The 25,568-nt window shown below is 33.2% G+C and carries 22 protein-coding genes (1 of these 22 only partly in view); 16 read left to right on the top strand and 6 right to left on the bottom strand.

Annotation, left to right across the window (positions count from 1 at the left end; translation table 11 throughout):
* From STRUR_RS01775 to STRUR_RS01785, 3 genes are all read left to right on the top strand, one after another.
* Window positions 1–254, top strand: partial view of an Asp23/Gls24 family envelope stress response protein gene (locus STRUR_RS01775; protein WP_006739411.1) — the 3' portion only. Its footprint begins 112 nt before the window's first position; the window shows 254 of its 366 coding nt (coding positions 113–366); its start codon lies beyond the left edge, outside the window; it ends in the stop codon at window positions 252–254.
* Complete coding sequence (locus tag STRUR_RS01780) at window positions 254–1,918, top strand: DAK2 domain-containing protein (RefSeq protein WP_006738808.1); 1,665 nt, start codon at window positions 254–256, stop codon at window positions 1,916–1,918. The genes STRUR_RS01775 and STRUR_RS01780 overlap by 1 nt, the downstream gene beginning before the upstream one ends.
* A 126-nt stretch (window positions 1,919–2,044) precedes the next feature.
* Complete coding sequence (locus tag STRUR_RS01785) at window positions 2,045–2,935, top strand: SPFH domain-containing protein (RefSeq protein WP_006739441.1); 891 nt, start codon at window positions 2,045–2,047, stop codon at window positions 2,933–2,935.
* Window positions 2,936–3,000: 65 nt separating this feature from the next.
* Here STRUR_RS01785 and STRUR_RS11435 read toward each other — a convergent pair whose 3' ends face one another.
* The 3 genes from STRUR_RS11435 to STRUR_RS01795 all read right to left on the bottom strand — a co-directional run bounded on the left by STRUR_RS11435 (window position 3,001) and on the right by STRUR_RS01795 (window position 5,542).
* Complete coding sequence (locus STRUR_RS11435) at window positions 3,001–3,120, bottom strand: putative metal homeostasis protein (protein WP_006738837.1); 120 nt, start codon at window positions 3,118–3,120, stop codon at window positions 3,001–3,003.
* A 111-nt stretch (window positions 3,121–3,231) separates the two neighbouring features.
* Window positions 3,232–3,972, bottom strand: coding sequence for an amino acid ABC transporter ATP-binding protein (locus STRUR_RS01790; protein WP_006740122.1), 741 nt, complete (start codon window positions 3,970–3,972; stop codon window positions 3,232–3,234).
* Window positions 3,965–5,542, bottom strand: a complete 1,578-nt coding sequence (locus STRUR_RS01795; protein WP_006739675.1) for an ABC transporter substrate-binding protein/permease — start codon at window positions 5,540–5,542, stop codon at window positions 3,965–3,967. The genes STRUR_RS01790 and STRUR_RS01795 overlap by 8 nt, the downstream gene beginning before the upstream one ends.
* Window positions 5,543–5,757: 215 nt before the next feature.
* Here STRUR_RS01795 and STRUR_RS01800 point away from each other — a divergent pair, with 215 nt between their 5' ends.
* From STRUR_RS01800 to sufB, 8 genes are all read left to right on the top strand, one after another.
* Complete coding sequence (locus tag STRUR_RS01800) at window positions 5,758–6,597, top strand: undecaprenyl-diphosphate phosphatase (protein ID WP_006739175.1); 840 nt, start codon at window positions 5,758–5,760, stop codon at window positions 6,595–6,597.
* A 102-nt stretch (window positions 6,598–6,699) separates the two neighbouring features.
* A complete protein-coding gene (gene mecA / locus STRUR_RS01805; protein WP_006738702.1) occupies window positions 6,700–7,437 on the top strand; it encodes an adaptor protein MecA in 738 nt (245 codons plus the stop codon).
* 1 nt (window position 7,438) lies between these two features.
* Entirely contained in the window at window positions 7,439–8,608 is a 1,170-nt protein-coding gene (locus STRUR_RS01810; protein ID WP_006740478.1) for a glycosyltransferase family 4 protein, read from the top strand.
* Window positions 8,609–8,714: 106 nt separating this feature from the next.
* Window positions 8,715–9,491, top strand: coding sequence for a Fe-S cluster assembly ATPase SufC (gene sufC, locus STRUR_RS01815; protein WP_006738978.1), 777 nt, complete (start codon window positions 8,715–8,717; stop codon window positions 9,489–9,491).
* 44 nt (window positions 9,492–9,535) lie between these two features.
* A complete protein-coding gene (gene sufD / locus STRUR_RS01820) occupies window positions 9,536–10,804 on the top strand; it encodes a Fe-S cluster assembly protein SufD (protein ID WP_006740653.1) in 1,269 nt (422 codons plus the stop codon).
* Window positions 10,805–10,824: 20 nt separating this feature from the next.
* A complete protein-coding gene (locus STRUR_RS01825; protein ID WP_006739900.1) occupies window positions 10,825–12,054 on the top strand; it encodes a cysteine desulfurase in 1,230 nt (409 codons plus the stop codon).
* Window positions 12,038–12,484, top strand: coding sequence for a Fe-S cluster assembly sulfur transfer protein SufU (gene sufU / locus STRUR_RS01830; RefSeq protein ID WP_006738634.1), 447 nt, complete (start codon window positions 12,038–12,040; stop codon window positions 12,482–12,484). Before STRUR_RS01825 ends, sufU begins: the two co-directional genes overlap by 17 nt.
* Window positions 12,485–12,524: 40 nt before the next feature.
* Window positions 12,525–13,940: a Fe-S cluster assembly protein SufB gene (sufB, locus tag STRUR_RS01835; RefSeq protein ID WP_006739231.1), complete on the top strand. Its 1,416-nt coding sequence runs from the start codon at window positions 12,525–12,527 to the stop codon at window positions 13,938–13,940.
* A 44-nt stretch (window positions 13,941–13,984) separates the two neighbouring features.
* Here sufB and pbp3 (STRUR_RS01840) read toward each other — a convergent pair whose 3' ends face one another.
* Both pbp3 (STRUR_RS01840) and pbp3 (STRUR_RS01845) read right to left on the bottom strand, forming a co-directional pair.
* Window positions 13,985–15,193, bottom strand: a complete 1,209-nt coding sequence (gene pbp3, locus STRUR_RS01840) for a D-alanyl-D-alanine carboxypeptidase PBP3 (RefSeq protein WP_006739584.1) — start codon at window positions 15,191–15,193, stop codon at window positions 13,985–13,987.
* An 81-nt stretch (window positions 15,194–15,274) separates the two neighbouring features.
* The gene (gene pbp3 / locus STRUR_RS01845; RefSeq protein WP_320153871.1) at window positions 15,275–16,525 is read right to left on the bottom strand and encodes a D-alanyl-D-alanine carboxypeptidase PBP3; all 1,251 of its coding nucleotides are present in this window, start codon (window positions 16,523–16,525) and stop codon (window positions 15,275–15,277) included.
* A gap of 283 nt (window positions 16,526–16,808) precedes the next feature.
* On the opposite strand from pbp3 (STRUR_RS01845), the gene STRUR_RS01850 reads away from it, so the two are divergent.
* The 5 genes from STRUR_RS01850 to STRUR_RS01870 all read left to right on the top strand — a co-directional run bounded on the left by STRUR_RS01850 (window position 16,809) and on the right by STRUR_RS01870 (window position 23,269).
* Window positions 16,809–18,788 carry a peptide ABC transporter substrate-binding protein gene (locus STRUR_RS01850; RefSeq protein ID WP_006738892.1) on the top strand — a complete coding sequence of 660 codons (1,980 nt, stop codon included), beginning with the start codon at window positions 16,809–16,811 and terminating at the stop codon, window positions 18,786–18,788.
* A gap of 67 nt (window positions 18,789–18,855) precedes the next feature.
* Window positions 18,856–20,355: an ABC transporter permease gene (locus STRUR_RS01855; protein ID WP_006740654.1), complete on the top strand. Its 1,500-nt coding sequence runs from the start codon at window positions 18,856–18,858 to the stop codon at window positions 20,353–20,355.
* Window positions 20,355–21,281, top strand: a complete 927-nt coding sequence (oppC, locus tag STRUR_RS01860) for an oligopeptide ABC transporter permease OppC (RefSeq protein WP_006739742.1) — start codon at window positions 20,355–20,357, stop codon at window positions 21,279–21,281. The genes STRUR_RS01855 and oppC overlap by 1 nt, the downstream gene beginning before the upstream one ends.
* Before the next feature lie 8 nt (window positions 21,282–21,289).
* Window positions 21,290–22,342: an ABC transporter ATP-binding protein gene (locus tag STRUR_RS01865; protein WP_006739667.1), complete on the top strand. Its 1,053-nt coding sequence runs from the start codon at window positions 21,290–21,292 to the stop codon at window positions 22,340–22,342.
* 9 nt (window positions 22,343–22,351) lie between these two features.
* Window positions 22,352–23,269 carry an ATP-binding cassette domain-containing protein gene (locus STRUR_RS01870; RefSeq protein ID WP_006738829.1) on the top strand — a complete coding sequence of 306 codons (918 nt, stop codon included), beginning with the start codon at window positions 22,352–22,354 and terminating at the stop codon, window positions 23,267–23,269.
* A gap of 24 nt (window positions 23,270–23,293) precedes the next feature.
* Here STRUR_RS01870 and STRUR_RS01875 read toward each other — a convergent pair whose 3' ends face one another.
* Window positions 23,294–25,561: a Xaa-Pro dipeptidyl-peptidase gene (locus STRUR_RS01875; protein ID WP_006739283.1), complete on the bottom strand. Its 2,268-nt coding sequence runs from the start codon at window positions 25,559–25,561 to the stop codon at window positions 23,294–23,296.
* Window positions 25,562–25,568 lie beyond the last annotated feature (7 nt).

Here is a 25,568-nt window from a genome sequence, read left to right on the forward strand (position 1 = left end):
GTAAAAGCGCGATTAAAGATAATTTTCAAGCATTACTTCGCAAAGAAAACTACGCAAAAGGTGTTGTCGTAAAATCAACTGAAGCAGGTATTTCTGTTGATGTTTATACTGTAATGAGTTATGGTGTAAAAATTAGCGAAGTATCAAAAAACATTCAAGAACGTGTGAAATTTAACCTTGAAAGTCAACTTGGCTTACAAGCTGATATTGTGAATGTTTATGTGCAAAATATTAAGGTTGTAGGAGAAGATTAGTGTCAAAAATTACAACAAGTGAATTCCAAGAGATGATCCAAGCAGGAGCTACAAGACTTGGAAACCAAGCTGAATATGTTAATTCTTTAAATGTCTTTCCAGTACCTGATGGTGATACTGGTACTAATATGGGAATGACTATGGATAATGGAGCAAAAGAAGTTTCTGATATACCAGCTTCTACAGTTGGTGAAGTTGGACAAATCTTATCTAAAGGTTTATTGATGGGGGCTAGAGGAAACTCTGGTGTTATCACTTCACAATTGTTCCGTGGTTTCAGTCAAAGTATTAAAGAAAAAGAAGAACTTGATGGTAAAGATTTAGCACAAGCATTTCAAAATGGTGTTGAGGTTGCCTATAAGGCTGTCATGAAGCCAGTTGAAGGGACTATCTTAACTGTTTCTAGAGGGGCTGCTACTGCAGCTATAAAAAAAGCTGAAGAAACTGATGATGCCATTTCAGTTATGGAAGCTGCTTTAAAGGGAGCAAAAAGAGCACTTGCTAAAACACCTGATCTACTTCCAGTGCTTAAAGAAGTTGGAGTAGTTGACTCTGGTGGACAAGGTTTAGTATTCATATATGAAGGTTTTTTAGCTGCTTTAACTGGTGAATATATATCATCACAAGAGTTTAAAGCTACCCCTGCAAACATGTCTCAAATGATTAATGCAGAACACCACAAAGCTGTAGTAGGACATGTTGCAACTGAAGACATTACATATGGTTATTGTACAGAGATTATGGTTGCTCTTAAACAAGGTCCTACCTATGTTAAAGAATTTAACTATGAAGAGTTTCAAGGATATTTGAGTAATCTGGGAGATTCACTTCTTGTTATAAATGATGATGAAATTGTTAAAGTTCATGTGCATACGGAAGATCCAGGATTGGTCATGCAAGAAGGATTAAAATATGGATCTCTGATTAAAATCAAAGTTGAAAATATGAGAAGTCAGCATGACGAACAAATTCATAGAACTGAAGGGACACCTGTTCCAAAGGAAACTAAAGATTATGGTATTATAGCTGTAGCTGCTGGAGAAGGATTGTCAGAGATTTTTAAATCTCAAGGTGTCGACTATGTTATTTCTGGTGGACAAACTATGAACCCTTCAACTGAAGATATTGTAAAAGCAATTAAATCAGTTAATGCTAAAAATGTTATCATCTTGCCAAATAATAAAAATATTTTCATGGCTGCTCAATCTGCAGCTGAGGTTGTTGATATTCCTGCAGCTGTTGTTGAAACAAGAACTGTACCTCAAGGATTTACAAGTTTATTAGCTTTTGATGCTAGTAAGTCATTGGAAGAAAATGTTGCTGACATGACAGCTTCACTTGATGATGTAGTGAGTGGTAGTGTTACTTTGGCAGTTCGTGATACGACTATTGAAGGTTTAGATATTCATGAAAATGATATTTTGGGTATGGTTGATGGTAAAATTCTTGTTTCAACTCCAGATATCGAGGAAGCTTTAAAAGAAACATTTGATAAAATGATCAATGAAGATAGTGAAATAGTAACTATTTATATTGGTGAAGAAGGTACTCAAGATATAGCTGACAAAGTTAGTGAGTATTTGGAAGAAAAATTTGAAGATATAGAGGTTGAGACTCATTCAGGACAGCAACCTGTTTATCCATATTTAATGAGTGTTGAATAATGTTATGTCTGAGTATTTACTCAGGCTTTTTTGTAAACAATAGATATGTTTTTAGTTGACAATTATTTTATAGACTCTATATAATATTTATTAGGGTATAGATTACATTTTTTAAAGGGAGATTTTATGTTTTCATTTCTTATTTTATTATTTTGGTTATTTGTTGCATTTTTGATTGTGATGAGTACTCTTTATGTTGTTAAACAACAAACCGTTGCGATTATTGAACGATTTGGAAAATATCAAAAAACGGCAACCAGTGGTATCCATATTCGTATGCCTTTTGGAATTGACAAAATTGCAGCACGTGTCCAGTTACGACTTCTTCAAAGTGAAATTGTTGTTGAGACAAAAACCAAAGATAATGTTTTTGTTACTTTAAATATTGCTACACAATATCGTGTGAATGAACAAAACGTGATAGATGCTTATTACAAGTTAATCAAACCTGAAGCACAAATCAAGTCATATATTGAAGATGCATTACGTTCATCAGTTCCAAAGTTGACTTTAGATGAGTTATTTGAGAAAAAAGATGAAATTGCTTTAGAAGTTCAGCACCAAGTAGCTGAAGAAATGTCAACATACGGTTATGTTATTGTTAAAACGTTAATAACCAAGGTTGAACCAGATGCAGAAGTCAAGCAGTCTATGAATGAGATTAATGCCGCGCAACGTAAACGTGTAGCTGCTCAAGAGCTCGCAAATGCAGATAAGATTAAAATCGTGACTGCAGCAGAAGCAGAAGCTGAAAAAGACAGATTACATGGTGTTGGTATTGCTCAACAACGTAAGGCAATTGTAGACGGATTAGCTGAGTCTATTAAAGAATTAAAAGAATCGAACGTTGGTATGAGTGAAGAACAAATTATGTCTATTTTACTTACAAACCAATATTTAGATACTTTAAATAATTTTGCAAGTAAAGATAGTAATAACACTTTATTCTTGCCTAATACACCAAATGCTGTTGATGATATTAGAACCCAAATTCTTTCAGCTCTAAAAGCGAAATAAAAAAATGATTAAGACGGAGGGATTTGTCTTAATCATTTTTTGTCTGACTTAAAATTTGGAAAAAATTAACTTTTTTTACCATAACGCTTATACTCATGAATAATTTTAAGAGCACGTTTACGCGTTTTTATATTAGGACTTTTCAACCGGCGATATGCAGATGATAAGTCGGTTTTTTCTGCCATCATGACCTCCTATTGGATAGAATTATTAACGTTAATGAATATAGTATAACACAATATAGTTAACCAGTAAAGTAATAAGATTAAAAAAAGACAAGTTTAACTTGTCTTTTTTTATTTAATGAAACGTTGAAGAAATTCTTTTGTTCTTTCTTGTTTTGGATTTTCAAATAATTGTTGAGGTGTTCCTTCTTCTGCAATAATGCCTTTGTCCATAAAGATGACTCGATCAGAAACATCTTTAGCAAAATCCATTTCATGAGTGACTATAATCATAGTCAAACCAGATTTAGCTAGATCTTGCATAGTCTTTAAAACTTCACCAACCATCTCAGGATCCAAGGCAGATGTAGGCTCATCAAATAGGATAGCTTCTGGATTGACTGAGAGGGCTCTTGCAATAGCAACACGTTGTTTTTGGCCTCCAGAAAGTTGTTTTGGTTTAGCTTTCCAATATTGTTCAGTCATTCCAACGCGATTTAAATTTTCTTTAGCCAATTTTTCAGCATCGTTACGACTGCGTTTTAAAACAGTTGTTTGTGCAACAATTGCATTTTCAAGGACATTTAAATTTTCAAATAAATTGAATGATTGAAACACCATCCCTAGTTTTTCACGATAATGTGTTAGGTTATAATCTTTTGCTAAAACGTTTTCTCCATGATAGATAATTTCACCTGCGGTTGGTTCTTCCAAAATGTTAATTGATCTTAATAAAGTTGATTTACCTGAACCAGAAGATCCTATTATAGAGATAACTTCACCTTTATTTATAGATAACGAAATATCTTTTAAAACTTCATTTTGACCGTAGGATTTTTTTAAGTGTTTAATTTCCAATATGGGATTAGTCATTAGAGACCTCCTTGATTTGCATTTGACCTGAACCACCAGTTGTATAACTATCAGCATCAAAACGTTTTTCAACGTAGCGAAGGATTCTTGTTACTGTAAATGTTAGCACAAAGTATATAGCAGCAATGATAGTGAATGTTTGGAAGTATTGATAAGTTTGTGTAGCAACTGTATTTCCTGAGAAATACAATTCAACTACTGAGATAACATTTAAGACTGACGTATCTTTAATATTAATGACAAATTCATTACCTGTTGCAGGAAGAATATTTCTAATAACTTGTGGCAATACAATTTTACGCATTGTTTGACCATGTGTAAATCCTAAGGCAGTAGCTGCCTCAAATTGCCCTTTGTCTACGGCAAAAATACCACCTCGGACAATTTCACTCATATAGGAGCCAGTATTAATAGAGACGATAAAAATAGCTGCAAGTGTGCGGTCAATAGATACTCCAAATGCTTGTGCGGTACCGTAATAAATTACCATTGCTTGAACTATCATTGGAGTACCACGGAATATTTCGATATAAATTGAAAGTAACCATCCAAAAATACGTTGTAGCCATGCTGTTAGTTTATGACTTGATTTTGGTGCCGTACGGAAAATTCCAATCAAAAGACCAATGATAAGTCCTGTTACAGTACCAATTATTGAAATGAGAAGAGTTAGTCCAGTTCCCCTTAAAAATTGTTTCCAATTTTTTGTTAAAATAGTCAAGACCTGTTTGAAAAAGTTTGGTTTTGCATCGGATGAGGATTTGTCAGATGGTTGTTTTTTTATCATTTCATCCATCAATGATATGCGATCTTTTTCAGAAAATGATGCTAAGACACTATTAACTTGCTCAAGTCTACTAGTATCGTTTTGTCTTAATCCTACAGAAATAGCTGCGTCAGCTTGTGAAACTTTAAAGCCTTTTTTTAAAGTAATCATTTTAAAGCTATCATTAGCTGCTTCAGCGGTCATTGCTTCAGGTCTTTCGGAAATATAAGCATCAATTACCCCAGAAGAAAGCGCCTGTCTCATTTGTGAGAAGTCTCCCATTGGCGTTTGTGCTTTTGCACCTGTTAATTGTTTCAGTAACTTAACATGCCAAACACCCTGTTGGGCAGTTACTTTAGCATTTTTAAAGTCATCGATACTAGTGGCTTTAGCATATTTGCTGTCCTTTTTCACAACTAAAACTGGCTCACTGGTGTAATAGCTATTTGAAAAAGCAACTTCTTTTTTTCGTTCTGCAGTAGGACTCATACCTGCTGCTATCATATCAATTTTTCCAGAAGTTAAAGCTGGAATAAGACCTGTCCAAGTAGTTTTGACAACTAATACTTTTTTTCCCATAGAAGTTGCAATTTTTTTTGCCACTTGAACATCATAGCCGTTTGCGTATTGATTAGTCCCTTGAATAGGAACAGCGCCATTTGAGTCGTCATCTTGTGTCCAATTGAAAGGAGCATAAGCGGCTTCCATTCCTACTTTTAAATAACCGTCATCAGCACCGACGGTAGAAAATCCCGCAAATAGCATAAACAATGCTAGTAAGCAAGATGTTATCATTTTTTTCATCTTAATTGAGTGCTCCTCTATATTAATGTTTCCCATTTATTTTACAAAAAAATGAAATGTAATTCAATCATAATTATAAAAAAGGAATAATTATACAAAATTTTAAATTTTTGAGTATAAGTTAAAGAAAATGAAATTAATGAAACTGTTTTAAGACGTAAGTTACTAAATTTTGATATAATAAAGTATCAAAAACTATAAACAAAGAGGTCCAAATGGTCATTATTGAATTAATAAAAGCAATTATTTTTGGTATCATTGAGGGAATAACAGAATGGTTACCAATTTCAAGTACTGGGCATTTAATTTTAATTCAAGAATTTATCCCTTTAAATCAAAGTAAAGCTTTCCTAGATATGTTTGATGTGGTCATTCAACTTGGAGCCATTATGGCTGTTGTTGTGATTTACTTTAAACGTTTAAATCCTTTTCAGCCGGGAAAAACTGCAAATGAAGTTCGTTTAACATGGCAGCTATGGGCAAAGGTAGTGATCGCTATTTTACCTGTAGTCGTGATAGGTTTAAAATTAGATGATTGGTTTAATGCCCATTTTTATAATTTTATTACAGTAGCTATTATGTTAATTGTATACGGTATTGCATTTATTTGGATTGAAAAAAGGCAAAAATCAGTTGATCCTAATGTAACAAGTCTAGCAAGAATGTCATATAAAACTGCTTTCTTCATTGGTTTATTTCAAATACTAAGTATTATCCCAGGAACTAGTCGTTCTGGGGCAACTATTTTAGGGGGTATTTTAATGGGGACAGGCCGTACAGTTGCTACTGAGTTTACTTTCTTCTTAGGGATACCAGTTATGTTTGGCGCTAGTTTATTGAAAGTGTTCAAATTTTTCTATGCAGGAAATGCTATTACATTAAGCCAGTCAATGATTTTATTAGTTGCAAGTCTAACAGCATTTTTAGTCAGTCTATATGCTATCAAATTCTTAACAGATTATGTTAAAAAGCATGATTTTACAGTCTTTGGTAAATATCGAATTATTTTAGGTTCTATATTAATTTGTTTTGCCATCTTAAAATTATTTATCTAAAGTAGCTTCATTGAGCTACTTTTTTTTGGCGTCTGTTAGAAAATTGCTAAAAAGCCTATTTTTTTATATAATATAATGACTACTCGTGCGAGGTAAATTAGTATGGAAATGAAACAGATAAGTGAAACAACCTTAAAAATTACAATTAGTATGGATGATTTAGAAGAAAGAGGAATGGAATTAAAAGATTTTTTGATTCCTCAAGAAAAAACTGAAGAATTTTTCTACACTGTAATGGATGAGCTAGATCTTCCTGAAAATTTCAAAGACAGTGGGATGCTAAGCTTTAGAGTGACTCCTAGAAAAGATAGATTAGATGTTTTTGTGACAAAATCAGATTTAAATAAAGACCTTAATTTAGATGATTTGGCCGATATGGGTGATGTTTCTTCAATGTCACCAGAGGAATTTTTCAAAACATTAGAGCAATCTATGCGTGAAAAAGGTGATACACAAGCCAATGAAAAGCTTGAAAAAGTTGAAGAAATGATGGAGGATGCAGTAGAAGCCACTGATAGTGAAGAATCTTCAACTATGAATCCATTAGAATATGTTCATTATGTTCTTGATTTTGAAACAATTGAAGATGTTATTCGTTTTTCAAAAACTGTTGACTATATGACGGAAGCTTCAGAACTTTATAAAGAAAATCAACGTTATTACATGACCATTTTACTTGATTTAAAAGATAAACCTGAGTATTTCGCAAATGTCATGTATGCAAGAATGTTAGAACATGCTAAGCCAGGAACAAAAACAAGAGCTTATTTACAAGAACATGGCATACTTTTGGTAGATGATCAAGCAATTGATCACTTAAAGACAGTAAAGTTGGTGTGATATGAGAGCACCATTTTCAGTGGCCTTTGTCTTTGTACTGATTGGAGCTTTTTTACTCTCATTAATATTAACGCCATTTGTCCGATTTTTAGCTTTTAGAGTAGGTGCAGTTGATCAACCAAATGCAAGACGTATCAATAAAGTTCCAATGCCGAGTTCAGGCGGTCTAGCCATCGTTATTTCATTTCTTTTCTCAGCATTATTTTTAATGCCTAAAGTAACAACTTATAATGTCTGGCATCAATCTTATTTTGAGTTTATCTTACCTGTAGCTGTATCAGGGTTGATTATTACCCTGACCGGATTTGTAGATGATATTAAAGAATTGTCACCTAAAGCTAAGTTACTAGGTATTGTCATAGCAGCAACAATTATTTGGTATTTTACAGATTTTAGGTTTGATAGCTTTAAAATTCCTTTTGGTGGCCCATTACTAGAATTTGGCCCATTCTTAACTTTCTTTCTGACGATTCTGTGGATAGTTGGCATTACTAATGCTGTAAATTTAATGGATGGACTGGATGGTTTAGTAAGTGGTGTTTCAATTATTAGTTTGATGACAATGGGATTGGTATCTTTCTTTTTTCTACCACAAATTAATTTATTTTTGACGTTAACCATCTTTTTATTAATTGCATCTATTGCTGGCTTCTTTCCTTATAATTATAATCCTGCCATAATTTATCTAGGAGATACAGGTGCCTTATTTATTGGTTTTATGATTGCAGTTTTATCTTTGCAAGGCTTAAAAAACGCAACGGCAATAGCAATCTTAACACCGGTAGTAATCCTGGGTGTTCCTATTGTTGATACTTTTGTTGCTATTATTAGAAGAACCTTATCTGGAAAAAAATTCTATGAACCTGATAAGATGCATTTACATCATCGTTTACTTGCAATGGGATTTACTCATCGTGGGGCAGTTTTAGTAGTTTATGGTATCGCAATGCTCTTTTCTCTTATTTCATTACTTTTAAATGTATCAAGTAGATTAGGTGGCATTTTACTCTTGATAGGTTTGTTATTTGGTTTAGAAGTTTTTATTGAAGGTATTGAGATATGGGGAGAAGGTCGCACGCCACTATTTAATCTTTTAAATTTTATTGGTAATAGTGATTACCGTCAAAAAAGTATTGATGAGATGAAACATCATCATACCAATAAGAAATAAATGAACAATAAAAAGGCTTATAAAAGCCTTTTTTGTTATAATTAAGTTGGTGTATAAAAAGAAATTATTTCTTTATTAATGATGAAAAGAGAAAAAGGAGTCGACAATGTCTGTACTTGAAATTAAAGATCTTCATGTCTCAATTGAAGAAAAAGAAATCTTAAAAGGTGTTAACTTAACACTTAGAACTGGGGAAATAGCGGCAATTATGGGACCAAATGGAACTGGGAAATCAACCTTGTCTGCCGCAATTATGGGACATCCGAACTATGAAGTAACCTCAGGGGAAATTTTATTTGATGGTATTGATATCTTGTCTTTGGAAGTGGATGAACGTGCAAGATTAGGTCTATTTTTAGCCATGCAATACCCATCAGAAATTCCAGGCATTACCAATGCAGAATTTATGAGAGCTGCTATGAATGCTGGAAAGGAAGATGAAGAAAAAATTTCAGTAAGAGATTTTATTAAAAAGCTTGATGAAAAGATGGAACTGCTAGGAATGAAAGAAGAAATGGCAGAACGCTACTTGAATGAAGGGTTCTCAGGTGGTGAAAAAAAACGTAATGAAATCCTACAATTGTTGATGTTAGAGCCCAAATTTGCCATATTAGATGAAATTGACTCTGGTCTTGATATTGATGCCTTAAAAGTGGTATCAAAAGGTGTAAATGAAATGCGTGGTGAAGCATTCGGAGCTATGATTATTACACATTATCAACGTTTGTTAAACTATATTACTCCTGATGTGGTTCATGTCATGATGGAAGGAAAAGTTGTTCTGTCTGGTGGTCCAGAATTAGCTCAACGACTTGAAAAAGAAGGCTATGTCAAAATTGCTGAAGAACTTGGTTTTGACTATCAAGAAGAAGTCACATTTTAATGATGATATTGAAGACAAAGTATTTAGTAGAGAAGGATACACAAATGACAATTGAAAGTATAAAAGATTTCTCTCGTGGGAAAAATGAACCAGATTGGTTATATCACTTAAGATTAAAAGCTTTTGAACAAATAGAGACATTAGAATTACCTCATATTGAACGCGTTAAATTTCACCGTTGGAACCTTGGTGATGGTAGTATTTTTGAAAATGAGAGTACTTCAAATGTTCCAAATTTCACTGAATTAGGTAATAATCCTAAACTAGTGCAAATTGGGACACAGACTGTTATCGAACAATTACCAATGTCACTTATTGAACAAGGTGTCATTTTTACGGACTTTTATTCAGCTCTTGAAGAAATACCAGAAGTTATTGAAAAATCACTCTCTTCAGCTTTAAACATTTCAGAAGATAAATTAGCAGCCTATCATTACGCTTATTTTAACAGTGCAGCTGTATTGTATGTTCCTGATAATATTACAATTGAGCAGCCTATTGAAGCAATTTATATGCAAGATAGTGATAGCGACGTTCCGTTTAATAAACATGTGCTAGTTATTGCAGGAAAAAATAGTCATTTTTCTTATTTAGAGCGTTTTGAAAGTATTGGTAAGAATAGACAAAAAGCAACAGCCAATATTGCAGTTGAGGTCATTGCACAAGAAGGAAGTTACATCAAGTTTTCAGCAATTGACCGCCTAGGTGAAGCAGTGACAACTTACATCAGTCGTAGAAGTTCATTAGCTCAAGATGCCACTATTGATTGGGCGATTGGCGTTATGAATGAAGGAAATGTTATTGCAGATTTTGATTCTGATTTATTTGGTAATGGTAGCACTGCAGATTTGAAAGTTGTTGCGGCCTCTTCAGGAAGACAAGTTCAAGGAATAGATACACGAGTAACTAATTATGGTCAAAATTCTGTTGGACATATTCTACAACATGGTGTCATATTAGACCGTGGGACATTAACCTTTAATGGAATTGGTCATATCATCAAAGGGGCAAAAGGAGCAGATGCTCAACAAGAAAGTCGTGTCTTAATGCTTTCAGATAAGGCTCGTTCTGATGCTAATCCTATATTATTAATTGATGAAAATGAAGTAACCGCTGGTCATGCAGCCTCTATTGGACAAGTTGACCCAGAAGATATGTATTATTTAATGAGTCGTGGTTTAGACGAAGAAACAGCTGAAAGATTAGTCATTAGAGGTTTTCTTGGAGCTGTTATTACTGAAATTCCTGTCAAAGAAGTTAGAGATAATATTATCTCAGTACTTGATCAGAAAATTGATCGTCAAGTCAATTAAAATAGAAAAGAGGTAACCTTGTGTTTGAGGCTAAATCCCTAAAAAACGATTTTCCTATTTTGAATCAATTGGTTAATGAAGAACCTCTTATTTATTTGGATAGTGCTGCAACAAGTCAAAAACCTAAATCAGTCATTGAAGCTATCAGTCAATTCTACCTAACGGATAATGCAAATGTTCACCGCGGTGTTCATACATTAGCTGAAAGATCAACAAATGCTTATGAAAGCAGTAGAGATAAGGTACAATCGTTTATTAATGCCGAAAGTAGACGAGAAATTATCTTTACTAGAGGAACGACAACGAGTTTAAACTGGCTAGCTCAGTTTGCTAAATCTGAACTCAAAAAAGGAGATGAGGTTATCATCTCAATTATGGAACATCATTCTAATATGATCCCATGGCAGGAAGTTTGTCATGAAACAGGAGCAGTATTAAAGTATGTCTATTTAAAAGATAAACAATTTGATATGGATACATTTAAAAACTTATTATCTGTAAAGACAAAATGGATCAGTATAGCACATATTTCAAATGTCCTTGGTATTATAAATCCTATTTCAGAGATAACAGCTCTAGCTCATGAGATAGGAGCTAAAGTAGTGGTTGATGCGGCTCAGTCAGCTCCACATATTTCAATAGATGTGCAAGAACTTGATTGTGATTTTATGGCCTTCTCAGGTCACAAAATGCTTGGGCCAACTGGAATAGGTATCCTTTATGGAAAAGAAAAATGGTTAAATCAAATGTCTCCTATCGAGTATGGTGGAGAAATGATTGACTTTGTTTACGAACAAGAAGCTAACTGGAAAGAATTACCTTGGAAATTAGAAGCAGGAACACCCAATATTGAAGGAGCCATTGCATTAGGTTATGCCATTGATTACTTGGATTCACTTTCTATGACTGCTATTCAACAACATGAGCAAGATTTAGTCGACTATCTTCTTCCCAAATTAGTAGCAATTGAAGGTTTAACAGTTTATGGTCCCCACGATCCTAAAAGCCACACTGGTGTTATATCCTTTAATCTTGAAGGTGTACATCCTCATGATTTTGCAACAGCTTTGGATTATCAAGGTATTGCAGTTAGGGCGGGACATCACTGTGCTCAACCTTTACTACGATATCTTGGTCTATCATCAACTGTAAGAGCTAGTTTTTATCTTTATAATACTAAAGAGGATTGTGATTCGTTAATTGAAGCTATTTTAGCTACTAAGGAGTATTTTAATGGCAGCACTATCTAAATTGAATAGTTTATATATGGCAGTAATTGCAGATCATTCTAAAAGTCCACATCATCATGGTCATTTGGATGGTGCAACAGCAGTCCAATTAAATAATCCTACATGTGGTGATGTGATTGAACTGACTGTTAAGTTTAAGCAGGATATTATTGAAGATATTGCATTTTCAGGAGATGGTTGTACCATTTCAACAGCATCTTCAAGTATGATGACAGATTTAGTTATTGGAAAAACAAAAACTGAGGCACTTGAATTAGCAACTTTATTTTCAGAAATGGTTCAAGGAAAAGAAGTTGGAAATAAGAAAGAACTTGGTGATGCAGCATTCTTAGCAGGAGTAACAAAATTTCCCCAACGAATTAAATGTTCAACCCTTGCATGGAATGCTTTAAAAAAAGCAATTGAAAATGATGAGCCAGATAGAAAATAAATAATGAGATAATATAATCAGAAATAAAAAGAGGAAAACTATGTCAGAAAATGAAAAAATAGAACCAAAACCCATTGATCTTGGGGAATATAAATTTGGTTTTCACGATGATGTTGACCCTATTTATACTACAGGTAAAGGATTGAATGAGACTGTAGTAAGGGAACTTTCTGCAGCAAAGAATGAACCAGAATGGATGCTTGATTTTCGCTTGAAATCATTGGAAACTTTTAATAAAATGCCAATGCAGACTTGGGGAGCTGACTTATCAGGTATTGATTTTAATGATATTATTTACTATCAAAAGCCTTCAGATAAACCTGCAAGAGATTGGGATGATGTACCAGAGAAAATCAAAGAAACCTTTGAAAAAATTGGAATACCAGAGGCAGAAAGAGCTTATCTAGCAGGGGCCTCTGCCCAATATGAGTCAGAAGTGGTCTACCATAATATGAAAGATGAGTTTGAAAAACTTGGTATTATTTTTACAGATACAGATTCTGCATTAAAAGAATATCCGGATTTGTTTAAGCAATATTTTGCAAAGTTAGTCCCACCAACTGATAATAAACTAGCAGCCTTAAATTCAGCAGTTTGGTCAGGTGGAACGTTTATCTATGTTCCTAAAGGTGTAAAGGTAGATATTCCACTTCAAACTTATTTTAGAATAAATAATGAAAATACAGGTCAATTTGAGAGAACCTTAATTATTGTTGATGAAGGTGCAAGTGTTCACTATGTTGAAGGATGTACAGCACCTACCTATTCTAGCAATAGCTTACACGCTGCCATCGTAGAAATTTTTGCTTTAGATGGTGCTTATATGCGCTATACGACTATCCAAAACTGGTCAGATAATGTTTATAACCTGGTTACCAAAAGAGCAAGAGCTTTGAAAAATGCTACAGTTGAATGGATTGATGGAAATCTTGGTGCAAAAACAACTATGAAGTATCCTTCTGTCATGCTAGATGGTGAAGGAGCGCGTGGGACAATGTTATCAATTGCCTTTGCTAATAAAGGACAGCATCAAGATACCGGTGCAAAAATGATTCACAATGCACCCCATACATCATCTTCAATTGTTTCAAAGTCAATTGCAAAAGGTGGAGGCAAAGTTGACTACCGTGGTCAAGTGACTTTTAATAAACATTCTAAAAAATCAGTCAGTCATATCGAATGCGATACTATTTTGATGGATGATCTTTCAAAATCGGATACCATTCCATTCAATGAAATTCATAATTCACAAGTCGCTTTAGAGCATGAAGCCAAAGTTTCTAAAATTTCAGAAGAACAGCTTTATTATTTAATGAGTCGTGGATTGTCAGAAAGTGAAGCTACAGAAATGATTGTTATGGGCTTTGTTGAGCCATTTACAAAAGAATTACCAATGGAGTATGCTGTTGAATTGAATCGTTTGATTTCATATGAGATGGAAGGTTCAGTTGGTTAGTCTTTTTCAACTAGATAAAAAACCTAGATTAAATCTAGGTTTTTTTATGATGTCAATAATGATTTTATTAAGGAAATAAAATCATTATTGACTTGTTGCGTTGGATAAAGGTAAACTGTAGGTTTTTTTGAAAGATATTCTTTCTTCTGAGAAAGGCTTTCCTTTAATGATATGGAACCAACTTTTTTGTTCTTTTTAATTGGTGCTTTTAATTGTTCTTGTTTTCCAAAAATCTGAGTAAGGTAGTGTATTTTTTGATTCTTTTTGATTACCAAATACAACTCATCTTTTGTTTTTAATTTAATAGTTTTTCTCATTCCATTTTTAACAGTTGCCTTTGTCACAATAGAATTAGCTGGTAAAATTTTGACTTGATATTGATTATAGCAGTAGTCTAATAGTTTGTTGGTTTCTGTAAATCTAGCATTTTCATCATTTTCAGTATTACCAGCTTTTAAGATCACGGTGATGACTCTAAAATTACCTATTTTACTAGTAGAAACAAAGGTTTGACCAGCTATATCTGTTGTTCCAGTTTTTAGTCCATCTACCCCTTGTCGTGCTAATGTCATGCCTGGAAGCATTTTATTTGAACTTTCTAGATTTTGATTATCAAAATTGAGATGAGATTGAGATGAGATTGTCAAAATTTGAGGATAATCATTAATAAGATGTCTTGCAATGATCGCGACACTCTTTGCACTAAGATAATTTTCATCCTCTTTTCCAGAACCTGGATAGATATGGTCGCCTAAAAATGAATTATTTAGGCCACTAGCATTCACGATTTTATAATCTTTAATTCCCCAATCTTCTAGTTTTTTCTTCATGAGGTTAACAAATTTAGGCTCAGAGCCTCCAATTTTTTCAGCTAGAGCAATAGCAGCACTATTAGCACTTGAAACCATGCTGATATTGACTAAGTCTCGCACACTATAAAGGCGTTTATCTAAATTAGGGTTACTGATAATACTATTTTGTGTTAATTCGTAAGGATAATCTGAAATAGTAACCATGTCATCCCAACTTAGCTTACCCTGATCAATTGCCTGATAGGTAAGATATATAGTCAATATTTTAGTTACTGATGCGATACCAGCTAATTGGTTACTGCTTTTTTCATATAAAATTTTACCTGTTGATGCTTCAACTGCAATAGCGTGCTCAGCATTTATATTGGGCTGCTCAGCAAATATTGGTATTGGTATCAACAATCCCAAGGTAATAATGAGTAGGGAAATAAATTTTTTCATACCATTATTTTACCAGTACTATATTAAATGGTCAAAAAAATTTAAGACTAGTTTAAAAAAGCAAACTAGTCTTAAAATATATTAGAGATTATTGTTGACGTAGCGGACAAATTTATTCCACCAGACTGAAAAAATAAAGTTTGATTTAACAGATTTAGTTGTTATCAAATTAACATTTGGTTTGGAGAATAGATAACTTTTCTCAATTTTAGAATTTGTTTCAAGTGTGGCTTTTCCAACGACTTTTCCTTTACGAAAAGGTGCAACTATTGTCTTGGTATTTAATTGTGTTTTAAAGGTTGGATTGGAGTTGCTATTAACTTGCTCAATAGCAATTAAATCAGATTGACTGGCTAAAGCTTGATTTTTAGATTTTCCATCTTGAATATTAATTTTGGTATTGGGAATAGCTTTCCCTTTTTTTAAAACGATGGTTCTTTTATAGTTTTCTAAAATATACTGTAATAAGCGATTTGTTTCTGTAAAGTGTGGAAACTGATCTTGATCAGATGATTTTACCCCTATAACAACAGTAATAACAAGTATTTTATTTTCTTGACTAGTTGCAATAAAGGAAGTTGTACCATCACTATTATAACTTGAAATAAGTCCACTGACATCTTCACGATAGTAAGACTGATTTTTCAGCATGAGATTATGTGTGTTAAGAACCATACCATTGAAATTAAGACTTGTTTTTTGTGTTGTTTCTAATACTTCTGGAAAGTCTTTGATAAGGTGATAACAGATGATGGCCAAGTCACGAGCGCTCATTTTATTTTCATCATTATTACTAGATCCAGGATAAATGTGGTCTCCTAGCTCACTGTTATTTAGACCAGTCGCGTTATAAAGATTGGCATCTCTAATCCCCCAATTTAATAGTTTCTCTTTTGCCAAATCAACAAAACGTCGTTCAGTTCCCCCAATTTTTTCTGCTAAGGCAATAGCTGGACTATTTGCATTCATTACTAAAATAGTATCCAGTAGTTCTTTAACAGTATACTTTCGAGCATCAAGTGGGACATTACTAATATTATAGTTGACAGTCAATTCATAAGGATAATCAGAGATTGTAACAGGAGTATTCCAATTTAGTTTTCCAGATTTGACAGCGTCATAGACCATATAAATAGTTAATACTTTGGATAAAGTAGAAACAGGTACAGAGTCTTGTGCATTTTTCTCATATAAAATTTTCCCATTTATGGTTTCAATAGCAATAGCTTGATTTGCCTCAACTTTGAAGTCTTCTGCATGGACTTTTGATGATATCAAAAAGAGTAAAATCATGCAAATTCCTAAAATTCTTTTCATAGCAACCCTTTTCATAATTGATTTAATAAGATTATATCACACCTTAGACCTATAAAGAATAGGATGACAGAAAAATGATTCTCAAGCTAGTTAAATTAATAAATCTAATAAAATTAATCAAAAGTAGTAAATAAAATGAAATTATACATGTTATTTTCACTAAAAATATCATTTAATATAAATTCTACAAATATTCTGATAACAATTCATTAATTATTTTAATTCATATTTTTTTATGCTATAATCTTGTTAATAAACAACTTTTGTATTCTAGAAGAAAGTTTTATGAGGTACATTTATGAAAAATAAAGGTAAATGGTTAGTAGTAGCTGGGATCAGCCTAGTTTCAGTCTTTGCACTAACAAGTTGTAGCGGTCACTCATCAAAAAATAATACGACAAAGACATTTAGTTATGTCTATACATCAGATCCCTCAACATTAGATTATATTTTAACAAGTAAGGCAACAACAAGTGATGTCACAACTCAAGGAATTGATGGATTATTAGAAAATGATAAATATGGGAACCTTATTCCATCATTAGCGAAGACTTGGACTGTTTCTAAAGATGGTCTAACTTATACCTATAAACTACGTGATGGCATAAAATGGTATACATCAGATGGTGAAGAATACGCAAATGTTACCGCACAAGATTTTGTTACAGGCTTAAAACATGCTGCTGATAAAAAGTCAGATTCCTTATATATTGTGCAAGATTCTGTTAAAGGATTGCAAGAATATATTGATGGAAAAACAAATGATTTCTCTACAGTTGGCGTTAAAGCTTTAGATAAAAAGACAGTTCAATATACCTTAAAACAACCAGAATCTTTTTGGAATTCTAAGTTGACATATGGAATATTGGCACCCCTCAATGCTGAATTTTTGAAATCAAAAGGAAATGATTTTGGTAAATCAACCGATCCTTCCTCAATTCTATATAACGGCGCATTTTTGATTTCAGCACTTACAGGAAAATCTTCAATAGAGTTTACAAAGAACAAAGCTTATTGGGATTCCAAAAATGTCCATATTGATAATGTTCAATTAACTTATTATGATGGTCAAGACCAAGAATCTTTATTTAGAAATTTTGATGATGGTGCCTATAGTGTTGCTAGACTATTTCCAACAACACCATCTTATAAAACGGCTAAAAAGAAATACGGCAAGAATATTACCTACGGTCAATTAACTGGAACTACATACTATGCGTCATTTAATTTGAATCGTAGCAGTTATAATCATACAAAAAAAACAAATGATCAACAAAAGAGAGACACTCGAGAAGCAGTCTTAAATAAGAATTTTAGACAATCTATCATGTTTGGTTTTGATCGTCAAAAATACCAAGCCCAAAATGTTGGTCAAGATGCTTCTAAGATTGCAATCCGAAATACCTTAGTTCCGTCTTCATTTGTTCAAATAGGAGATAAGACATTTGATCAAGAAGTTGAAAAGCAATTATCGTCTTATGGTGACCAATGGAAAAATGTAAAACTAGAAGATGGTCAAGATGGTCTTTATAATCCCCAAAAAGCTAAACAGCAATTGACAAAAGCTAAAGAAGAATTAACAGCTAAAGGTATCAGTTTCCCAATTCATTTGGATTTACCAGTTAATCAAACGGATACTTTAGGGATTCAACAAGCCCAATCAATGAAACAATCTATTGAAGCTTCATTAGGAGCTGAGAATGTTCAAATTGATATCTCTCAACTACAGGACGATACTTACCAAAGTATCACTTATTTAGCCGAAACAACCAATGTTCAAGATTGGGACATTTCAACAGCTTCTGGATGGGGTGCTGACTATGAAGATCCTTCATCTTATCTGGATATCTTTAATCCAGATATTCCAAATTCTCAAACTAAAAATATTGGAATCACTCCTGGACAAGATAAAGATATCGTAAAAGCGGCAGGATTTAGTGATTTTGCAAATCTAGTTTCAGATGCTAGTTTGATAAGAGATAATGTCACAAAACGTTATGAGGCATATGCAAAAGCGCAAGCCTATCTAACAGATTCAGCTGTTTATATTCCAACTATAGCATTAGGTGGTTCACCAAGGGTTTCTAAAGTTGTACCGTTCACAGTACCATTTTCATGGTCAGGTGATAAAGGTGAACGTGTTTATAAATATGTAAAACTTCAAGAAAAACCTGTTACAGCAAAACAATATGAAACAGCATTCAAAGAGTGGAAGAAAAATAAAATAAAATCTAACGCCAAATACATGAAATCACTTTCTGATCACGTGGAAAAATAATCAATCGCTGTTCATAAAGAACTTTCTCATTTGTCGAGGAAGTTCTTTTGAACTATTGAGGAATAGAATGAAAAAATATATATTTGAACGCAGCTTAAGATCACTAATATCAATCTTTTTAGTAACTACTTTGACCTATATAATTGTCTTTACTTTGGTTCCAACCAGTCTCATTTTTAGACAAGATCCAAACTACAATAAAATGGTAACGACTATTGATAAAAAAACCAGTTATCAAAACACCGTCTTTCAACGAATGGGTTATATTGAATTTTATGATTCAAAAGAATTACAACAAGAGGCATCTAAGCAATTTAAAAATGTCACAACTAACCCATCTGCAAGTAATAAAAAGTATTATCAAGCTTTTGTAGCTAAGTTAGGTAGTGGTTGGAGATTAAAACAGTACAAAGAAAGTAAAGCTTATTATGCATTTCGTAAAATTCCAATTCATGAAAGAGTTTGGCATTTCTTTAGAGGTTTGATTGTCCTTGATCACCCTTGGAAAATAAAAGATCCTGAGAATCCTAACTTAAAGAGATACATAACATTAGAAAATGATAAAGCTGTAGGGCCTGCATTAGTTGGTTCTGGGACAAAACATCGTTATCTCATTTATTTTACAAAGCATTTTCCATTTGTTCATCAGAATTTTATAACGATGAATCTTGGTATTTCTTATCCAACTTATGCCAATATTCCTGTCACACAAGTCATTTCCCAAGGACAAGGCCGTACGCAAACACGAGAAGTTACGTTCCCAACAGGAATTACAAAATTATCATCTATAGATATTTATTCAAGAACATACAAAAATCCGAAAAATATGGATAGTAGGGATAAACTTAATTTTGGAGCAAATGATGCCTATACAGCAACTTTAAATCATTATGCTGAACCTTCGATGATTTCAAACTCATTCAAGATTGGAATTATTGGTGTTATCTTATCCTATCTTCTGGGACTTCCTATTGGAATGCTAATGGCACATTTTAAAGATGGCATTTTTGATAGGGGAATGACAGCATTAACAACGTTTATGTTAGCATTACCAAGTATAGCATTGATTTATATTATTCGATTTATGGGCTCTCTTGTTGGTTTACCAGATACATTTCCACTGTTAGGTTCTGGAGATCCAAAATCTTATGTTTTACCTACAATCATATTAGGAATACTTGGGACACCTGGTACGGTTATTTGGTTCCGTAGGTTTCTTGTAGATTTACAAGGAAGTGACTTTGTTCGGTTTGCGCGTGCAAAAGGGTTATCAGAAGCAGAAATATCTAAAAAACATCTCTTTAAGCAAGCTATGGTACCAATTGTTAATGGTATTCCACAGGCAATTGTTGCCACAATTGCAGGTGCAACCTTAACAGAAACTGTTTTTGCCTTTCCAGGTATGGGGAAAATGTTGATTGATTCTATTAAAGCTGCAAATAATACGATGGTCGTTGGCTTAGTATTTATCTTTTCTGTTTTGTCAATTTTAGGCCTTTTATGTGGGGACATTCTGATGACTATTCTTGATCCAAGAATCAAATTATCAAATAAAGGAGGAAAATAATGGCTTCTATTGATAAATCAAAATTTTCATTTGTAGAACTAGATAGTTTTGCTTCTGAAACGATTGATGCACCTGCTTATTCTTATTGGAAATCTGTTTTTAAACAGTTCTTTTCAAAAAAATCAACACTTGTCATGCTGCTTATTTTGATAGCTATTATTTTGATGAGTTTTATTTACCCTATATTTGCTAACTATGATTTTGGTGATGTCAGCAATATCAATGATTTTTCCAAACGCTATATTTCTCCCAATGCTCAATATTGGTTTGGTACTGATAAAAATGGTCAATCTTTGTTTGATGGTGTTTGGTATGGTGCTAGAAATTCAATATTAATTTCAGTGATTGCAACTATTATTAATATGATTATTGGTGTTGTTATAGGTGGTTTATGGGGTGTCTCTAAAACAGTTGATAAAGTCATGCTGGAAGTGTACAATGTGATTTCGAATTTACCTCAAATGCTGATTATTATTGTTTTAACTTATTCAATTGGGGCTGGTTTTTGGAATCTTATTTTTGCATTTTGTGTGACAGGATGGATTGGTATCGCCTATACTATACGTGTTCAAATACTACGTTATCGTGACTTAGAATATAATTTAGCTAGTCAAACCTTAGGAACCTCAACTTTAAAAATGGTTACTAAAAATCTGTTACCACAATTGGTATCTGTTATTGTCTCTTTAGTATCCCTTATGTTACCAGCATACATTTCTTCAGAAGCCTTTTTATCTTATTTTGGTCTAGGTTTACCAACGACTGAACCTAGTTTAGGACGTCTGATTTCAAATTATTCTTCGAACTTAACAACAAATGCCTATTTATTTTGGATTCCACTAACCACACTTGTTTTAGTGTCATTACCATTATATATAGTAGGTCAAAATCTCGCGGATGCTAGTGATCCCAGAACTCATAGATAGGAGACAATATGTCCATAGATAATACTGTTATTTTAAGTGCTAAAAAGGTTGTTGTTGAATTTCAAGTAAGAGATCGTATTTTAACTGCTATTAGGGGTATTTCACTTGATCTTTATCAAGGTGAAGTATTGGCCATTGTTGGAGAGTCTGGTTCTGGAAAATCTGTCTTGACCAAAACTTTTACAGGTATGCTAGAATCAAACGGAAAAATTGCAAGTGGTCAAATAATCTATCGTGGTCAAGACTTAACGCAATTACAGTCAAATAAGGAATGGGAAACAATACGTGGTGCTAAAATAGCTACTATTTTTCAGGATCCAATGACAAGTTTAGATCCAATTCAAACTATTGGAAAGCAAATTACAGAAGTGATCATCAAACATCAAAAAGTGAATCATAGCAAAGCTAAAGAATTAGCTTTGGATTACATGCATAAAGTAGGTATCCCTGAAGCTAAAAAACGCTTTTATGATTATCCTTTTCAGTATTCTGGTGGTATGAGGCAACGTATAGTAATTGCAATTGCTTTAGCTTGTAGACCAGATATATTGATTTGTGATGAACCAACCACTGCCTTAGATGTTACCATTCAGGCACAAATTATTAATCTTTTAAAATCGTTACAGCAAGAGTACCATTTCACTATTATTTTTATTACTCATGATTTAGGTGTTGTAGCTAGTATCGCAAATAAAGTTGCAGTCATGTATGCAGGAGATATTGTGGAGTATGGGACAGTTGAAGAAATTTTTTATGATCCAAAACACCCTTATACTTGGAGTCTTTTATCTAGTCTTCCTCAATTAGCCGATAGCAATGGAATCCTCTTTTCCATTCCTGGGACACCTCCATCTCTTTACAAGCCAATAAAAGGAGATGCCTTTGCACCAAGATCACAATATGCAATGGCAATTGACTTTGAAGAAGATGCTCCAAGATTTGATATTTCTAAAACACATTGGGCTAAAACCTGGCTTTTACATCCAGATGCGCCAAAAGTTGACAAACCTGTGGAGATACAGAATTTACATGAAAAAATATCACATAAACATCATATCTAGGAGTGAGTAATGACTGAAAAATTGATAGAAGTCAAAGACCTTGAAATTTCCTTTGGAGAAGGAAAAAAGAAATTTGTTGCTGTAAAAAATGCTAATTTTTTCATCAATAAAGGAGAAACGTTTTCTCTAGTTGGTGAATCTGGAAGTGGGAAAACAACTATTGGGCGTGCCATCATTGGTTTAAATGAGACCAGTTCTGGTGAAATTAGATATGACGGAGAAGTCATTAATAAGCATAAATCAAAAGTAAAAGAAAAAGAACTAATACGGAAAATTCAAATGATTTTTCAGGACCCAGCAGCTAGTTTGAATGAAAGAGCAACAATTGATTATATTATTTCTGAAGGATTATATAATTTCAACCTTTATAAAGATGAAAATGATAGAAAATCTAAAATTATTCATATGTTAAATGAAGTGGGTTTGTTGTCAGAACATCTTAGCCGTTATCCTCATGAGTTTTCTGGTGGCCAACGGCAGCGCATCGGCATTGCGAGAGCACTTGTGATGGAGCCTGAATTTGTCATTGCTGATGAACCAATCTCAGCATTAGATGTATCTGTAAGGGCTCAAGTATTGAATCTGTTAAAAAAAATTCAAAAAGAAAGAGATTTAACCTATCTTTTTATTGCTCATGATTTATCTGTCGTTAGATTTATTTCAGATCGCATAGCTGTCATCCATAAAGGAGTTATTGTTGAAGTTGCTGAAACAGAAGACCTTTTTAATAATCCAATACATCCCTATACAAAATCTCTTTTATCAGCAGTACCAATACCAGACCCTATTTTAGAAAAAGAAAAACAACTAATTGTTTACCATCCAGAAAAACATGATTATTCCGTTGATAAGCCAAGTATGGTTGAAATTAGTCCAGGTCATTTTGTTTGGGCTAATCAAGCAGAAGTTGAAAAATACAAACAATAAAAAAAGCCAAGGTTTGGCTTTTTTTTATTGTGGTAAATGGATTGTTGAGTGTTCTAAATCAATTGTTAATTGGTAGTCCTCATTACTTCTAATAGTATGTTCAAAATCAGTTGTATAAATTAAGATTCTAAGTGTTTGTCCTGCACTTAATTGATAAAGACTTGGTTGTAACTCAAATTCATGTTTAAACCATTCATTTTTTGGAACTTCAGTGATAGTTAAAAGGTCTTCCCTATTTTGAAGGTTTAAAAAACCTTTTGAAATAAGACGATAAGGAGAATTGACGTATTTCAATTCTTTTAGAGATTCTCGACTAAAGTTTCGTCCATTATCTATAGACATAAGTTCTTTTATTTGTGGTTGATCATTGTAGCGTTTTTGCAAACCAAAATCTAATACTTGAGCAGATATAATACCGTGATTAGTTGTTGATTTCGTTTTTAGATTTAGCTTGATTTTACCATTGATCAAGTAATCTTTTTCAAGTTTTATGTCAATACAAATGGCATTAGTTTTACCATTAAAGAGATCTTCTTTAAACTGTTTAAAGTCTTTAGCATAATCCTTGAACTGAAACTCATCATAATGATTTTTAATGATTTCTTTTGAAGATCCAAGGCTAAGTTCTTCATAAGATTTTTCTTTAAATTGTTCTTTTGATGTCCAATGTTGTTCTTTGTCATTTTCTTGCCAAATAACTGGTGCTAAGTTGAGGGAAACTTTTTGACCAAGCATACGTTCGGCTAAGTAGGCATTCATCGTTTCTTTAAAATCAATTGATTGCCAGTTATGCATATAAACATGTTCACCATGGTGAAGAAAGAGATGTTTATCAAGGTGTTGAGGAAGAGCATTGAAGATATTATAGACCTGTGAAGGTTTAACATTCCAGTCTTGTAGGCCATGTGTATATATAAGGTCACACTTTATTTTTTCTACATGTGGAAGGTAGTTTCGATCATGCCAAAATTGATTGTAATCACCTGTTTGACGATCAAGTGAATTGCTTTGTTGATTTAGACGTTCTTGATAAGATTGATGATGTCTTAAATAATCACCAGGAATAAGATTTCTAGAATAAGTCAATTCTGTTAAAACATCAAGATCTTCACCAGGATATCCTCCAGGACTGCAAACTAGACCATTTTCTCTGTAGTAATCGTACCAAGAAGATATGGCTGATTCAGCTATAATCACTTTTAGGCCATCAACACCAGTAGTAGCAAGTGCTGTCGACATTGTACCTAGGTATGATTTTCCAGTTGTACAAACCAGACCATTTGACCAACTTGCTTTAACTTGAAAGTCTTTTTGGTGGCTAGTGTATGCATTAGCACGACCGTTTAACCAATCAATGACAGCCTTAAAGCTTTCTACTTGTAGATAATCACCAGAAGTCATAAATCCTGTTGAAGCAGCAGTACCAATACCTGAGACATAAATATTAGCATAGCCTCTAGCGAGAAAATAATCATTTAAACTATAAGAACTGATATAAGAAAAATGTTCTGTCGCATCTTTACTTGGTAAATCAGATGGTTTAGTAGTAAGTACTTTATGGTTATACGGATCGACCTTTATATGCTCAGGTTTTTTGACTGAAATGTCAGAAGTCATTTCATGTAATTTTTTATCATTTGCGACTTCATTTACCCCTTGATGATAAGGACTAGCTGTCATCATAGTTGGGATTTTATGCTTGGTTTTGGGTCTGCTGATATTGACTTTTATCAGATCAAGTTGACCAGTTGATTCTGTGTCGATTGGTGCTTCTACATAAACCACTTCACGAATTAAATCAGTTGTATCAAAAGTAGCTAATGATTTGCCATTGAAGAAATGATAATCGTTATCATTAGGTAGTAATCCCTCAGAAACGAGCTTATCAATAAGTGTATTACCATCTTTTGTTCGTGTGGCTAAAAGTTGATGAAGGTTTAATATCAGATTACTGAATGTAATTGGGAAACCAACCTTTTGGAGAAATGAGTTATAGTCAGTAAAGTCAACTTGTGGTATAAATCCTAAAAGCTGTAAAGCAATAACATAAAATGTTTCTGGTGTAAAAGCATCTTCAGATTGAAAAAATTCTAAGGCTGTTTGTTTTGAATTGGCGACCAATTGGTCAAGTGGGTAATCAGTATCTTCAAAACCTAAAAAAGTCTTACGAAGAAAATTTTCCAGATTACGTTTATCAGATTTAGTAGTGGATAGGTTAAAGCCTAATGCCTGTAATTCTGAAAGAGCAGTTTCTAGGGACGTTTTACGGTAACTAAATTGATTATAATACATAAGGTAA

It is taken from the genome of Streptococcus urinalis 2285-97, from assembly GCF_000188055.2.
Lineage (GTDB): Bacteria > Bacillota > Bacilli > Lactobacillales > Streptococcaceae > Streptococcus > Streptococcus urinalis.

Bases quoted from the DNA above. Each gene is read 5' to 3' on its own strand.
- STRUR_RS01785 (WP_006739441.1), top strand. From the start codon at position 2,045: ATGTTTTCATTTCTTATTTTATTATTTTGGTTATTTGTTGCATTTTTG.
- STRUR_RS11435 (WP_006738837.1), bottom strand. From the start codon at position 3,120: ATGGCAGAAAAAACCGACTTATCATCTGCATATCGCCGGTTGAAAAGT.
- STRUR_RS01790 (WP_006740122.1), bottom strand. From the start codon at position 3,972: ATGACTAATCCCATATTGGAAATTAAACACTTAAAAAAATCCTACGGT.
- STRUR_RS01795 (WP_006739675.1), bottom strand. From the start codon at position 5,542: ATGAAAAAAATGATAACATCTTGCTTACTAGCATTGTTTATGCTATTT.
- STRUR_RS01800 (WP_006739175.1), top strand. From the start codon at position 5,758: ATGGTCATTATTGAATTAATAAAAGCAATTATTTTTGGTATCATTGAG.
- mecA (WP_006738702.1), top strand. From the start codon at position 6,700: ATGGAAATGAAACAGATAAGTGAAACAACCTTAAAAATTACAATTAGT.
- STRUR_RS01810 (WP_006740478.1), top strand. From the start codon at position 7,439: ATGAGAGCACCATTTTCAGTGGCCTTTGTCTTTGTACTGATTGGAGCT.
- sufC (WP_006738978.1), top strand. From the start codon at position 8,715: ATGTCTGTACTTGAAATTAAAGATCTTCATGTCTCAATTGAAGAAAAA.
- sufD (WP_006740653.1), top strand. From the start codon at position 9,536: ATGACAATTGAAAGTATAAAAGATTTCTCTCGTGGGAAAAATGAACCA.
- sufU (WP_006738634.1), top strand. From the start codon at position 12,038: ATGGCAGCACTATCTAAATTGAATAGTTTATATATGGCAGTAATTGCA.
- sufB (WP_006739231.1), top strand. From the start codon at position 12,525: ATGTCAGAAAATGAAAAAATAGAACCAAAACCCATTGATCTTGGGGAA.
- pbp3 (WP_006739584.1), bottom strand. From the start codon at position 15,193: ATGAAAAAATTTATTTCCCTACTCATTATTACCTTGGGATTGTTGATA.
- pbp3 (WP_320153871.1), bottom strand. From the start codon at position 16,525: ATGAAAAGGGTTGCTATGAAAAGAATTTTAGGAATTTGCATGATTTTA.
- STRUR_RS01850 (WP_006738892.1), top strand. From the start codon at position 16,809: ATGAAAAATAAAGGTAAATGGTTAGTAGTAGCTGGGATCAGCCTAGTT.
- STRUR_RS01855 (WP_006740654.1), top strand. From the start codon at position 18,856: ATGAAAAAATATATATTTGAACGCAGCTTAAGATCACTAATATCAATC.
- oppC (WP_006739742.1), top strand. From the start codon at position 20,355: ATGGCTTCTATTGATAAATCAAAATTTTCATTTGTAGAACTAGATAGT.
- STRUR_RS01865 (WP_006739667.1), top strand. From the start codon at position 21,290: ATGTCCATAGATAATACTGTTATTTTAAGTGCTAAAAAGGTTGTTGTT.
- STRUR_RS01870 (WP_006738829.1), top strand. From the start codon at position 22,352: ATGACTGAAAAATTGATAGAAGTCAAAGACCTTGAAATTTCCTTTGGA.
- STRUR_RS01875 (WP_006739283.1), bottom strand. From the start codon at position 25,561: ATGTATTATAATCAATTTAGTTACCGTAAAACGTCCCTAGAAACTGCT.